The 10,447-nt window shown below is 63.2% G+C and carries 10 protein-coding genes; 4 read left to right on the top strand and 6 right to left on the bottom strand.

Annotated elements, in window-relative coordinates:
• Both AWB81_RS46900 and AWB81_RS20770 read right to left on the bottom strand, forming a co-directional pair.
• Nucleotides 1–202: hypothetical protein (locus AWB81_RS46900; protein WP_235025847.1), on the bottom strand; the 202-nt coding region annotated here is incomplete at its 3' end.
• A 109-nt stretch (nt 203–311) separates the two neighbouring features.
• Entirely contained in the window at nt 312–887 is a 576-nt protein-coding gene (locus tag AWB81_RS20770) for a TetR/AcrR family transcriptional regulator (RefSeq protein WP_062638428.1), read from the bottom strand.
• A gap of 275 nt (nt 888–1,162) precedes the next feature.
• Here AWB81_RS20770 and AWB81_RS20765 point away from each other — a divergent pair, with 275 nt between their 5' ends.
• From AWB81_RS20765 to AWB81_RS20750, 4 genes are all read left to right on the top strand, one after another.
• Nucleotides 1,163–2,053, top strand: coding sequence for an NmrA family NAD(P)-binding protein (locus tag AWB81_RS20765; RefSeq protein ID WP_062638427.1), 891 nt, complete (start codon nt 1,163–1,165; stop codon nt 2,051–2,053).
• A gap of 189 nt (nt 2,054–2,242) precedes the next feature.
• Nucleotides 2,243–3,097, top strand: coding sequence for a GNAT family N-acetyltransferase (locus AWB81_RS20760; RefSeq protein ID WP_062638426.1), 855 nt, complete (start codon nt 2,243–2,245; stop codon nt 3,095–3,097).
• Between the two features lie 357 nt (nt 3,098–3,454).
• Entirely contained in the window at nt 3,455–4,315 is an 861-nt protein-coding gene (locus tag AWB81_RS20755) for a diguanylate cyclase (protein WP_062638425.1), read from the top strand.
• 258 nt (nt 4,316–4,573) lie between these two features.
• Nucleotides 4,574–4,792 (top strand): DUF6566 family protein, encoded by a 219-nt coding sequence (locus tag AWB81_RS20750; RefSeq protein WP_087135086.1) that lies wholly within the window; start codon nt 4,574–4,576, stop codon nt 4,790–4,792.
• Nucleotides 4,793–5,528: 736 nt separating this feature from the next.
• Here the strand turns inward: AWB81_RS20750 and AWB81_RS20740 are convergent.
• The 4 genes from AWB81_RS20740 to hpnD all read right to left on the bottom strand — a co-directional run bounded on the left by AWB81_RS20740 (nt 5,529) and on the right by hpnD (nt 10,355).
• Nucleotides 5,529–6,185 carry a phosphorylase gene (locus AWB81_RS20740; RefSeq protein WP_062638436.1) on the bottom strand — a complete coding sequence of 219 codons (657 nt, stop codon included), beginning with the start codon at nt 6,183–6,185 and terminating at the stop codon, nt 5,529–5,531.
• A gap of 71 nt (nt 6,186–6,256) precedes the next feature.
• Nucleotides 6,257–8,236, bottom strand: coding sequence for a squalene--hopene cyclase (gene shc, locus AWB81_RS20735; RefSeq protein ID WP_062638424.1), 1,980 nt, complete (start codon nt 8,234–8,236; stop codon nt 6,257–6,259).
• Nucleotides 8,236–9,507 (bottom strand): hydroxysqualene dehydroxylase HpnE, encoded by a 1,272-nt coding sequence (gene hpnE / locus AWB81_RS20730; RefSeq protein ID WP_062638423.1) that lies wholly within the window; start codon nt 9,505–9,507, stop codon nt 8,236–8,238. Before hpnE ends, shc begins: the two co-directional genes overlap by 1 nt.
• Entirely contained in the window at nt 9,507–10,355 is an 849-nt protein-coding gene (gene hpnD / locus AWB81_RS20725) for a presqualene diphosphate synthase HpnD (protein WP_062638422.1), read from the bottom strand. Before hpnD ends, hpnE begins: the two co-directional genes overlap by 1 nt.
• Nucleotides 10,356–10,447 lie beyond the last annotated feature (92 nt).

The following is a 10,447-nucleotide window of genomic DNA, read 5'->3' as shown; positions in this document are numbered from 1 at the left end:
CGAGCCGGTATATCGGCACCGATACCTCGCGCGAAATGGCATCCACCGGCTCGCCGCGCAATAGCCGCAAGACGACTCCTTTCTTCCGGTTCGCTGACCACCGCTTCACTTCGGCGGCTGCGCCGGGGGCGCTTCCAGTCGCGCTACGCGCTCCTTCCACCGCCCCCGGCACAACCTCAGTGACATTCGACTTCTTCAGCATGTTCAACTCCGTTTCCAGACACACTTTTACCCCAAATTCGTGTCCAGAAAAATCGGAGGCGGTTCAGATCGACTGCGACGCAAGGAACGCTTCACATTGTCTGCGTGGTCTATATCGAGCGCCTGGGTGACAGGATCTCAAGGATTTCACTCAAGGAGCCCTCGAGAATTTGATTCGACAGTTTTGGGTCGGAGACTGCGCGCGACAGCGCAACCGCGCCCACACATGCGCTCATGATGAGCAGAGCCTCAGTACGCTTTTTGGCGTTCTCCTTTGCAGGTGAGGCCCCAGAAATCAGTTCGATGATTTTTCTGACCCGGTCTGAGAATACCTCCCGCGTCTCGTCCGTGCCCCGGCTCATGTCATTGACCAGAGCTGAAATCGGGCAACCGGCGGCTACGTTATCTCGATGCGATTCAGACATATATGAACGCATGGCCTGACGAGGGGCAACGGGAATGGCCGCCTCCCACTGCTCGATATCGTGCAGCGCGTGCTCGAATGCCTCCCTCACCAACTCGTCGCGAGAATCAAAGTGCTTATAGAAGCCGCCGACCGTGAGTCCGGCCTCCTTCATCAGGTCGGCAATGCTGACGCCTTCAATGCCGCGTTCGCGAAAACGCTTCGCGGCAACCTCGACGATGCGTTGATGTGTCGCGACTTTCTTTGCTTGTGAATGACCCATAGTTCCGTTGCCATTGATTGTGGAGTATGAGATTAATCCAGATTGCGCGATAAATTGATGCTGCCGCGGCAATAGACACTTGCTTGACTCACATCTGGATTATGACTAACATCCAGTCATCAGCCAACCCGTATCGAGATGGCGCCGCCGCGATTTGGTGCACCGTGCGATTTTTTCTCGGAATAATCTGTGCATATGCACAGATTCGCGTACCGAGGCGCTTGCAAGTATTTCTTCGAAACGGACGCGCTTAACTTATGGATAGGAGAGTCATCATGGAGCAACGGAAGATTCTGGTTACAGCCGCGACCGGCAAGACCGGTGTGCACACCGTTCAGAACCTTTTGGACAGCGGCCACTCCGTGCGAGCGCTTGTTCGCAGTATCGATGAGCGCAGTGAGGCGCTTCGAAAGGCTGGCGCCGAAATCGTGGTCGGGGACCTGCTTTCCCACGACGACGCCATACGCGCCACGGAAGGGGTCTCGGCGGCATATCTCTGTTTCCCTGTGCGCGCCGGGTTCATTCAGGCAACCGCGTACTTCGCGGACGCGGCGCGTCGCGCCGGACTCGACGTCGTGGTGAACATGTCGCAAATCTCCGCTCGGGAAGACGCAAAAAGTCACGCCGCGCGCGACCATTGGATTGCCGAACGGGTTCTGGATTGGTCCGGCGTCCCGACTGTACACATCCGTCCCACGTTCTTTTCCGAGTGGCTTGTGTTTCCGTGGGTACGCGACACGATAGTCCAGGAAGGCAAGATTGCGCTTCCTTTCGGAAACGGGCGTCACGCGCCAATCGCGGCCGAAGATCAGGCGCGTTTCATCGCGGCAGTTCTATCCGAACCGGAGGGCCATATTGGCAAGACCTACGAGCTCTGTGGCCCCACCGAGATGAGCCAGCAAGAGATTGCCGCCAAAATCAGCGACGTCCTCGACCGAAAGATCGACTACATCCCGGCCACACTCGAAGGCTACCGCGAGCACCTGAGCAAATACGACCTCCCCGAATTCACCATTCAACACTTCATCGAAGTGGCGGTCGACTATCAAAACGGTGTATTTGAAGGAACAGATGACGTCATCGGTCACGTCACCGGCAAAGCCCCGCAGACCGTCGAGGAATTCGTCCACGCGAATCGAACTGCGTTCGAAAAGCGAAGTGCCTGAAGGCAGTGCCTTCCTGTCGCGTGGCTCCGAAGGTTGAACAACCGTGGCGGTCGAGGACGTCTTGCAATCGCGACGTCCTTGGCACTGGCCGTGGTGGCACGATGCTCGCGCGGGCCTGACAGGTACCCGCAATAATCTGAACGCGATGCGCCGACATCGCAGGCGACATCCAGAAAGGAGGAACGACCGATGAATTCTCGAACTGACCCACAAAGCAACGAATTTCTGATCGAAATCGAAAGCGAAGCTTATCTCGATAACGTCGTGTGGTCGTCGCTCACCGGGGCGCATTCAGAGCTGGCACAACGAAATGGGAGCGCCCTGAGGTATCGACCGGAGTTCGCGCCTTTTGGCGCGGCCGAAGACTACACATACGACAGAGTTGCGCAGATTGCGGGCATGCTGCTTCCCATGGAGCGCGTGGCGCTCGTTTCGACAAACAGGCCGGAGGTGCCGCCCGGATACGATGTTGTTCTCGAAGGGCGCGTACTCCAGATGATTGCCGGGCGCCACCTGCGCTCCGTAGACGAGGGAACTGTCATCAGGCGACTCGGGATTGAAGACGTGGAAAGTATGCTTCGCCTTGTCCAGCTGACGGAGCCCGGTCCTTTCAGCGCGCGCACCTATGAGATGGGCACCTACTTTGGCATCAAGGAAGGAACGCAACTGGTTGCCATGGCAGGGGAACGGATGGTCGCTCGCGACTATGTGGAGGTCAGCGCAGTCTGCACACATCCAGGCTGGCGCGGACGTGGATTGGGGAGGCTGCTGATGGAACACCTTTGCATGTCGATACAGCAGCGCGGCGTATTCCGTTTCTCCATGTTTTCAGCAACAACACATCTGCCATCCGGTTTTACAAGGAACTCGGATTTCAGAACGCACGCAGCCTATGCCTCACTGCGTTCATGCGCTCTCGTGTCGCGGCCGGTTGACTCCCTCAGCGACCATGGTTTTCTCCCACACCGCTGTATGTCGGAGCTTGCGTCTCAGTACATTCGCCATCGCTTCGTTAGACGCCGCCCTAACGTTGCCGCGCGATAGAGTTGGAGCACGACAGCCCTTGCCTTTCTCAGCGAGAAAGACAACCCCGTCAGAGCTTAGGACGTATCTTCTGTCGACCACGCGCTTTTGCAGGCGCGGACGCGTCGTTACCTCTCTGCCCTGCTTAGCGGCAGGAGGGCGCGGACAGAATCCAACGGCTTGGCCACGCCTCCGGTCCGGTTTCGAAAGACCCTTCTAATTGCGACAAGTGGTCGCACCCACCTTTAGCTGCGCGACCTATCATTTGATTGTCAGGGCAGTCATTGCATAAGCAATTAGATAGACGAGCATTGGCTCCCGAGTTCTTGCCCGCGTCGACGGGCTCTCTCGGCACTTCTCCCAAGGAGGGAGGCAGCCATGTTCACAATCGAATCGAATGCAAGCCGGGCAACTGCCAGGAGCACCCAACGCTTCAACGCAGCGACGCGCCGCTATTTAGCTCACGTCGTGCAGTCGATTGGCCGACGCCCCATGATTGCCGGCATCATGGGAACGACCATGGCCGTTGCGGCAGCGGTCGTCACTCTGTCGTCGCTCCAGATCGGTTTCGAGAGTGCGTTGCTAATCGCTCTCGCCTTGACCTTCGGCGTTTTCGCCATAGCCGGCGCTTGGGTAGTCGCGTTCGCGATGGAGGTGGAGGTGACTACAGAGTCGAACCTCTTGCGCGAGGCTCTGACCGACGCGCTAACCGGGTTGGACAACCGCCGCAGCCTGAAGGCCGCTCTAGACAGCGAATGGAATCGCGCCAGGCGAAGCGGCCGCGCATTGTCGATGCTTTTTATCGACATTGACTATTTCAAAAGATTCAACGATGCGCTCGGGCATGAAGTCGGCGACGGCGTGCTCATTCTGGTCGCGGATAGCATCCGCGCATCGGTGAGTCGTTCGTCGGACCTCGTTGTCCGTTACGGCGGCGAAGAGTTTGCAGTTCTTTTGCCTGACACGACTGCCGAGAGCGCGAATGTACTTGCTGAAGCTATCCGTCAACGGATCGAGGCTATGCAACTAAAGCACTACCGCAGCGACTACGAATACGTGACTGTCAGTATCGGCTGCGCGACCTGCACGCCGCGATATGGTCTCAACGTCAATGTCCTCGTTGCCGCCGCCGACAAGCAGATGTACGCGGCCAAACAAGCCGGACGCAACTGCGTGCGCTCGGTGAGAGTGCGAGACAGAATCGTGGCTGCATTACCTTCCCGAGAGCTATCAGCATGAGCCTGCCGCTCGAATCAGGCGTGATACGGCCAGGGACAAATGCACAATAGACGATTTTTTGCTCCACCAGCGTTCGCACTCGACGACGGAATTATCATTGTGTCGGTGCATGCCGCCTCACTCAATCGTTGCTGCCATATACTCCGCACTACAGACAGGCGCCTTGTGGCAGAAGGCCCGCTCGACGCGCACCATCTTTTCCAGAGGCGGCCGCATTGGACCGCTGGGTTCGACGCGTATCCCTGAAGGTATGTACTCATGCAATCTGAAAACTATGAGCGGTACAGCATCTGGGGCCATGCGATCCTTCAACAAGCAGACATCCTGCAACCCGGACGATATGCGGCGAGCGGCACCATTACCCGCAACAACAGGCTAATTGAGGCGTCGGGTGTTCTGGGTCTTTTCGATACAGAAGAAGAAGCCGAAGTAGCCGGCCTTGGCTGGGCTCGAGCGTGGATCGACAGCCATGGCTAGGCAATACCGGCGTGAAGGACCGGGCTGATTCTCACGACCGCCGAACACGAGCAAGGGAAGAATCATGTTGTCATCGAAGACCAATCTTGTGCTTGCCTTGATTTGTCTTGGCATTCTTGTTTCTGGATGCAGCGTCATGCCTGCAGCTGCGCCATCGACGAAGCCCACCGAAGGCGTGGCAAAGGTCCGAGCGGCAACCGCGGCCGCGGTAGCGTCGTCAGATTCCGAAATTGCGAAAGACAATTCGCCTTCTACCGCGCGTCGGCAGTCGACCGTTCAATGCGACACAGTCGGCAGCATGTTCGTTTGCACGGATGGGCAGGCAATCTGCTGGTGGAGTCGTCGCACGGGTTACGGCTGCAACTGACCGCGGACGACTCTGACTTACAACAGAGAGAAGCGCATGGAACGTTCCGAATTCCTCTCAGCTATCGACAGCTGGCTGCAGCGGCGGAAATTCTGGCGATGTCAGGTCCCGAGAATGGGCGGTTCGATGCGTTCCAATTGCTCGCATTCTTTCGCACTTACGACACTCCCGCGCTTGGCTCGAAGCTGGTCGTTACGTCCGACGACCGGTTGTTCTCGCTTACTGCCCAGGCCGCTCTGGATATGGCGGGACGGGACGCTTTCGCAGCGTCGCACGCGCTACTTGAACAAGCGCGCTCGCTTTTGTCCGCTACTTGAAGCGTTGCCCATCGTCTTCCCGCTGTGCTGCTCCCTTTGATATAGACAGATATCAGTCGAAAGCCAGCGCCCGCGCGGCGCCGAGTGCATGTCGCGCCTGCACGAGCGACGTGCGCGCGGCGCGCGCATCGGAGGCGAGCCGAAGCAGCGCCCCGAGTTGCGACGGCTGGCGCAGCAATTCCCGCAGGATCGGCGCGATGGCGGTGTGGCCGTCATCGCGCAGACCCGCCGTCGCCGCGCTCGGCAAGGTGCGCCACGCCGGATCGACGATAGAGCGGCATACGGCGAAGGGCAGTCCGCGCGCCGTCGCGATGGCGCCCGCGATGTGCGATTCCATGTCGACGGCGAGCGCTCCCGTCGACTGATGCAGCGAGCGTTTCGCCTGCTCGCTCGTGACCGGTGCGGTGACGGCGGCGATCGTGCCGCGACGCGTCAGCGCCGCGAGCGGCGTGCCGGCGAAGGAATCGACGATGCGGTCGGACCAGCCGATATCGGTGACGAGCCGGCCGAACGGACCCGAAACCGCATCCGCGACGACGAGCGTCCCCGGCTCCAGGTCGGGCGCAAGGCCGCCCGCCGTGCCGAAGCTCACGATGCCGGAGCAGCCGCGCGCCACGGCTTCGGAAAGCGCACGTTCGAGCCAGTCGGCGCGCGCCGCGAAGACGACATCGACGCCGCGTCCGCGCACGATCCTCGCCTCGAACGCCATGCCGGTGACCGCGACGACGGGCACGCCGCCCGAATCGCGCGCATCGCGAAAGCGGCGCACGTCGCGCGCGCTCACATGGCCGCCGTCACGCGCGAGAGCCCTTCGCGCGTCAGGTTGCGATAGCGCGCGAGCGCCCACAGCGGGAAGAACTTGCGATAGCCGTGGTAGCGCAGATAAAACACGCGCGGAAACCCGGTCGCCGTGAAGCGCGTTTCGTCCCAGAGACCGTGGTCGCGCTGGGTCGACTGCAGATACGCGACGCCGCGCGCGACCGCCGGATGATCGACGAGACCCGCCGCCATCAGTCCGAGCACCGCCCACGCGGTCTGCGACGCCGTGCTCGGCGCCTGTTCGTAGCCGCGATAGTCGAGCTTGTAGCTTTCGCCGTCCTCGCCCCAGCCGCCGTCCGTGTTCTGAATGCCGATCAGCCATTCCGCTGCGCGCCGCACGCGCGAGTCGGTCGGCGGCAGGCCAGCCGCGTTCAGCGCGCAGAGCGCCGACCATGTGCCGTAGACGTAATTCAGCCCCCAGCGGCCGTACCAGCTTCCGTCGCGTTCCTGCGCGCGCAGGATGTAGTCGAGCGCTCGCCTTGCCGGCTCGCTGTTCGACGGCGTCTCGCCAAGTTCCGCCAGCATCGACAGGCAGCGCGCCGACACGTCGACCGTCGGCGGATCGAGCAGCGCGCCGTGGTCCGAAAACGGGATGTTGTTCAGGTAATACTGCGTGTTTTCCGGCTCGAACGCGCCCCAGCCGCCGTCGCTGCTCTGCATGCCGACGACCCACTCGCGTCCGCGCGCGATCGCCTCGCCGTACAGGGCGGTGCCGTTCTCGCGGTCGGCTCGCTGCATTGCCATCGCGACGACGGCCGTATCGTCGACGTCCGGGTAGTGCGGATTCGCGAACTGGAACGCCCAGCCGCCCGGCCGAACGTTCGGCCGGCGCGAGATCCAGTCGCCGCGCACGTCGAGAATCTGCAGCGGGCGCAGCCATTCGAGCCCGCGCGACACCGCCGCGCGCGCCTTCGGCATGCCGGTTTCAAGCAGCGCGTGCGCGGCGAGCGACGTATCCCACACGGGCGAGAGGCACGGCTGGCAATACGCTTCGCCATCGGGCGATTCGTCGATGACGAGCAGTTTTTCCAGCGAATGGCGTGCAATTGCGCGGTTCGGGTGATCGGCGGGATAGCCGAGGACGTCGTACATCATCACGGAATTGGCCATCGCCGGGAAAATCGCGCCGAGGCCGTCCTCGCCGTTGAGCCGCTCGTCGACGAAACTCACCGCCGCCTGGATCGCGCGTTCGCGACTGTCGTGCGGAAACAGGCCGTCGACGGCGCGCAGCAGCGTATCGACACAGCGAAAGAACGCGAACCAGCCCTTCTTCTGATGCGGCGCGCGGGCGAGCAAGCCGGTGTTGACGGGGGCGTCGTCGAAGAGTTCGTCGATGCGCACGCCGCGCGGATTGCGCGCCACCGGCCGCCGCACATTCAGCACGAGCAGCGGCACGATCACCGTGCGAGCCCAGTACGACACCTTCGACAGGTGGAACGGGAACCACATCGGCAGCAGCATGATTTCGACGGGCATCATCGGCACCGCGCGCCACGGCACCACGCCGAACAGCGCCAGCAGAATGCGCGTGAACACGTTCGACTGCTCGGCGCCGCCCGCAGCCAGGATCGCGCGGCGGGCGCGCTGCATGTGCGGCGCCTCGGGCGAATCGCCGATCATCTTCAGCGCGAAATACGCCTTGACGCTCGCGCTGACGTTCATCGCGCCGTCAGCGAACAGCGGCCAGCCGCCGTCTTCCCGCTGGATACGGCGCAGATAGCGCGCGATCTTCGCTTCGAGTTCGACATTGGCCGTTTCGCCAAGGTAATGCACGAGCAGCACGTATTCGGCGGGAATCGTGGCGTCGGCTTCGAGTTCGTACAGCCAGTAGCCGTCGGAATGTTGCGCGGCGAGCAGCGCGTCGGTGGCTTTCGCGACCGCCGCTTCGAGCGCGGCGGGGGAAACCGGCCGGTCGAGGCCCGGCAGGGAAGTATCGTTCATCATCTTTCCATCGATGGGTTCATCAGCGCGTCCGCGGCCTTCTGGCCGGAGCGGATCGCGCCTTCGATCGTCGCGGGGAGGCCCGTGGCCGTCCAGTCGCCCGCGAGCATCAGATTCGGCCAGCGCGTGCGCGTGGCGGGGCGCAGGCCCTCCTGCCCGGGAACCGCGGCCAGCGTCGCGTGCGGCTCGGCGGCGATCTGCCATTCCGGCATCGGCTCGACAGCGATGCCGGCGGCTTTCGCCGCCTCCGCCCAGAGCGTGCGCGCCAGCTCGTCGTGCGGCGTGTCGAGGAAACGGCCCGCATCGCAGACCGTCACCGAAAGACGACCGTCAAATGCGAAGAGCCAGTTGGCCGTGCCGTTCAGCAGGCAGGTTGCCGGCGCGAATCCCAACGGCGGATCGACGGCGAAATGCGCCGTGACGATCGCGCGGCATTCGGTCGGCGCGGTCAGGCCCGGCACCAGCGTTCGCGCGACGTGGGGCGGCACCGCGAGCACGACGCCGTCGCCCGGCGCCACCGCGATCGAATCGTCGGCGAAATCGAGCGAACTCACGCGCTGCTTCGAATCAGCGCCGGCAAGACCGATGCCGGACAAGCGCGCGCCGAGCCGGATGTCGGCGCCGCCGTATTGCAGGTGACGCAGCGCCGGATCGACGAACGCACGGCCGAGCCCGCTTCCCGCCACGAGCGGCCGGCACGCCTGCCCGCCCGCGACCAGCGTCTCGCGCAACAGGTTGCCCGCGACGAGCGCGCTGGCTTCGGCCGGATCGGTGTTCAGCGCCGAGAGCAGCAGCGGCCGCAGGAGCGCGTCCCAGACGCGGCCCTGCGCGCGCAGCGACTGCGCGATCGTGCGGCCGGGCTTCGCCCAGAGGAGCGGCGCGAGCGACAGATAATCAGCGGGCTGGGTGCCCGGCACGCGCGACTCGGGGTCGAAGATCCACTTCGGCACGCGGCCGGACGAAAGCCGTACGGTCCAGCGCGCGTCGTTCTTCAAGTCGACGAACGGATATTCGGGGCGCGTCGGGCCGAGGAGATCGTCCGCGGCGCCGATAGCGCGCGCGAAGCCGAGCATCGAGTGATTGCCCGACAACACGAGATGGTTGCCGATGTCGATGGTCGCGTTTAGCTTCGCGTCGAAATACGAGCGGCAACGTCCGCCCGCGTACGGAGCCGCTTCATGCAGCACGACCCGCGCGCCGCGACGCTGCAATTGGACCGCCGCGGCGAGGCCCGAGAGGCCCGCGCCGATCACATGAACGAGCCGCGACATCAGAACACGTTACGCGCGACGATCCACAACAGGCGCGAACGCGGCGTACGGACTTTCGTGCGGGGCTGGTCGAAACCGCGCCTGAGATTGGCGTCGAGCACGCACCGGTAGGCGCCCGCCATGATGCGCGGCGCGCGAACCTGCGCGCGCGGCGAGGCGGCCATGATCGTGTCCGATTGCGCGAAGTGGCCCTTCGCGCGCTCGGCGAGGACGGCGCACACGCGCGGCAGACGCGCATCGGCGACGATCGAGGCGGGATCCGTAGTGGAAATGCCTTCGCGCGACAGCAGTTCGCGCGGCAGGTACACGCGGCCGATGGCGGCGTCTTCATCGATGTCGCGCAGGATGTTGGTCAGTTGCAGCGCGCGGCCCAGATGGTGCGCGAGACGCCGTCCGGCGTCCTCGTGCATCCCGAATATCCTCACCGACAGCCGCCCGACCGCGCTCGCAACGCGATCGCAGTATGTATCGAGCGTGGCTTCGTCGGGCGCGACGATATCGCCGGCGGCGTCCATCGCCATGCCGTCGATCACGGCGTGAAAGTCGTCGCGCGAAAGGTGAAACGCGCGGATATGGCGCGTGAGGGCTTCAAGCGACCTTTTCGGCGTGCCGGCGTAACAGGCGTCGATGTCCGCGCGCCAGCGGTCGAGCGCCACCGCGCGCTCGCGGCGCGGCAAGGTGCCTTCGTCGGCGATATCGTCGACCGCGCGGCAGAACGCATAGATCTGGTACATCGCGTCCCGCTGCGCGGCCGGCAGGATGCGCATCGCGAGGTAAAACGAGCTACCCGACGTCACCTTCGCGGCATCGGGTTCGGCATCGTCGACGATCAGGTTGGAAACGGCCAAGACGGACTCCGCTGTGGCGCCCCCAAGGGCAAATGTTAGGGATCGGCGCCGGATGTCGGGCGTGCCGCAAACGGAACGCGTGGGTGGCGCAC

The sequence above is a fragment of the Caballeronia arationis genome (genome assembly GCF_001544975.2).
Taxonomy (GTDB): Bacteria; Pseudomonadota; Gammaproteobacteria; order Burkholderiales; family Burkholderiaceae; genus Caballeronia; species Caballeronia arationis.
Note: the sequence above shows the minus strand (reverse complement) of the source record. Positions and strands in the feature narration are given on the sequence as shown.

Bases quoted from the DNA above. Each gene is read 5' to 3' on its own strand.
- AWB81_RS20770 (WP_062638428.1), bottom strand. From the start codon at position 887: ATGGGTCATTCACAAGCAAAGAAAGTCGCGACACATCAACGCATCGTC.
- AWB81_RS20765 (WP_062638427.1), top strand. From the start codon at position 1,163: ATGGAGCAACGGAAGATTCTGGTTACAGCCGCGACCGGCAAGACCGGT.
- AWB81_RS20760 (WP_062638426.1), top strand. From the start codon at position 2,243: ATGAATTCTCGAACTGACCCACAAAGCAACGAATTTCTGATCGAAATC.
- AWB81_RS20755 (WP_062638425.1), top strand. From the start codon at position 3,455: ATGTTCACAATCGAATCGAATGCAAGCCGGGCAACTGCCAGGAGCACC.
- AWB81_RS20750 (WP_087135086.1), top strand. From the start codon at position 4,574: ATGCAATCTGAAAACTATGAGCGGTACAGCATCTGGGGCCATGCGATC.
- AWB81_RS20740 (WP_062638436.1), bottom strand. From the start codon at position 6,185: ATGGCGTTCGAGGCGAGGATCGTGCGCGGACGCGGCGTCGATGTCGTC.
- shc (WP_062638424.1), bottom strand. From the start codon at position 8,236: ATGAACGATACTTCCCTGCCGGGCCTCGACCGGCCGGTTTCCCCCGCC.
- hpnE (WP_062638423.1), bottom strand. From the start codon at position 9,507: ATGTCGCGGCTCGTTCATGTGATCGGCGCGGGCCTCTCGGGCCTCGCC.